This is a genomic window from Sulfurovum sp. bin170 (genome assembly GCF_010892395.1).
GTDB lineage: Bacteria > Campylobacterota > Campylobacteria > Campylobacterales > Sulfurovaceae > UBA1140.
Genome location: NZ_JAACKB010000132.1, coordinates 1 through 2451, shown reverse-complemented (window position 1 = coordinate 2451; position 2451 = coordinate 1). Strand labels below are relative to the sequence as shown.

General features: G+C 39.7%; 1 protein-coding gene and 1 pseudogene. Both read right to left on the bottom strand.

Annotated elements, in window-relative coordinates:
- Positions 1 to 82: 82 nt before the first annotated feature.
- Positions 83 to 2029 (bottom strand): NAD-dependent DNA ligase LigA, encoded by a 1947-nt coding sequence (gene ligA / locus GSY74_RS03205; protein ID WP_164663670.1) that lies wholly within the window; start codon positions 2027 to 2029, stop codon positions 83 to 85.
- Positions 2030 to 2274: 245 nt separating this feature from the next.
- Positions 2275 to 2451 (bottom strand): annotated as a pseudogene (locus GSY74_RS03200) (class II fructose-bisphosphate aldolase); the annotation flags it as partial.

Here is a 2451-nt window from a genome sequence, read left to right as displayed (position 1 = left end):
TCTCTCATATAAAAAGGCTTCAATTAAATTATTATTTATGGTTGCTTGTATCATTTTAAGTCTCCTTTTTCTATTTGGATGATTATAACATATCTCTCATAACATCTTCTGTAACTGTAGTAACCCCTAACTTCTCTGCCTTTGTCAACTTCGACCCTGCATCTTCACCATAAATCAAAAAATCTGTTTTCTTAGAGACAGACCCACTTACCTTGGCTCCAAGCCCCTCCATCATCTCTTTGACAATAGCACGACCAACAGACATAATACCAGTCAATACAACCGTTTTTCCTTTAAAAGGATTCTCTACAGCCTCAATTTTCTCCTCCACCGTAGGTTCGATGAAATCGAACAACTTCAAAACAAACGCACGATTAACCCTCATAAACTCCAAAAACGAGTTCGCCATCTCCCCACCAATTCCATCTATAGCAACAAGCTCATCTTCCGTAACATCTATCAACCCCAAGCCAAACTCTAAAGCGATAGATTTACCTGCTACCTCACCGATATGCTCTATACCCATCGCAGAGATGAGTTTAGCCAGTGGCACACCTTTAGTGTCGGCTATAGCATCAAGAAGTTTATTGATTCTCCTCTCTTTAAAGCCCTCCATACCCTCCATATCTTCAAACTTTAGACTATAAAGCCCCAATATATCTTTTATCTTCCCCTCTGTCACAAGCATCTCAACAATTCGAGAACCTAAACCGTCTATATTCATACATGATTTCTTAGCAAAGTGAATAATTGAGTTTACCACACGAGAAGGACAGTCCAGATTTTGACATTTAATTAGTGTACCCTCATCTAGCAGTTCAGAGCCACAAGTAGGACAAGAGATTGGACGAACTATCTCCACCTCCGTTCCATCCCGTCTATCATCCAAGACCTTGGTAATCTTTGGTATTACATCCCCAGAGCGAATCAAAATAACACTATCACCTATCATCAGACCTTTTCGCTCTATCTCATCGAAATTATGCAGAGTTGCACGAGCTATCATTGCACCCTCTACATTAACAGGCTCCACCTCTGCCACAGGGACGATAACACCAGTTCTCCCCACTTGCAAAGTGATAGAATTAACTTTTGTAACTTTTTCAACAGCAGGGAACTTATAGGCACACATCCATTTGGGATACTTAACCGTATAGCCCAACTGCTCCTGCTTATAGACCTCATCCACCTTAACAACCAAACCATCCATCATCATAGGTATCTCATCTCTTTTTGAGATAATAAATTGATAAAACTCCTCTATCTCCTCAATATTCTCACAAGCCTTGGCATAAGGTGGCTCTAAAAATCCTAACTTATAAACAAAATCCATCTTTTGGGATAACTTCTCTTGCTCCAAAAAGTTCTCACCCAACCCCCAAGGGTAAAAAGCCAAACGCCGTTTTGCCGTTACGGATGAGTCAAGTTGTCGCAAACTCCCTGCGGCCGCATTTCTAGGATTGGCAAAAGCTGTTCCTCTCTCTTTTAGTCGCTCTGCATTTATCGCCTCAAAATCATCTTTGCGTATGACCACTTCACCACGAATCTCTATCTGCCCCATATAATCAATAGTCAAAGGAACAGAACGAATGGTACGAACATTATCCGTCACCTCTTCACCTACGGTTCCATCTCCACGAGTGATAGCACGAACCAACTTTCCATCTTCATAGAGCAGATTCATACTAGCCCCATCAAACTTAGGCTCACAAAAATAGGGAGTTTTTCCTATATTTTTAACGGTTCTTTTCAGCCACTCTTGTACCTCTTGCGTATCAAACACATCCTCCATACTCCACATTCTTTTGATATGTTTCGCTTTTGAAAACTCATCACGAACTATCCCCCCTACCCTTTTAGTTGGTGAATCATCTGCTACCTCATTTGGATTAGCTGTTTCATAATCTGATACTTCATGATAAAGTCGGTCATACTCTTCATCTGTAGCTATTGGATTGTCATCGACATAGTAGGCGTATGCCCATTTTTTTAGGAGAATTATTTTTTGTTGATATATTTGCTGTGTCATTTTTTATCTTTATCTGTTTTATTAAGCTTCTTGCAAAATTAGGAACCGATAGCTTCAGCCTCGTAATATTCGGGACTAAAGTCCAATGCCAATGAATTAGCGAGGCTGAAGCCATCGTTTCCTTATATGCAATCCGCATTTTCGGAATCGGCGTGTTTACACCCGAACTATTTGGTTTAAAAAAAGCTTAATTCATTGGCATTGGACTAAAGTCTCCAATTCCAAAGAAATTTTATAAATTAAAACTAGTTTCTATCTAAACAGTTCAAATCAGAAAATGCCTGTTCAAGTCTTTTAACTACTGAAAGCTCACCCTCTCGTAACCACTTTCTAGGGTCATAATACTTCTTGTTTGGCTTATCTTCACCCTCTGGGTTACCAATCTGACCTTGTAGATAAGCGTGATACTGTGCAATATATTT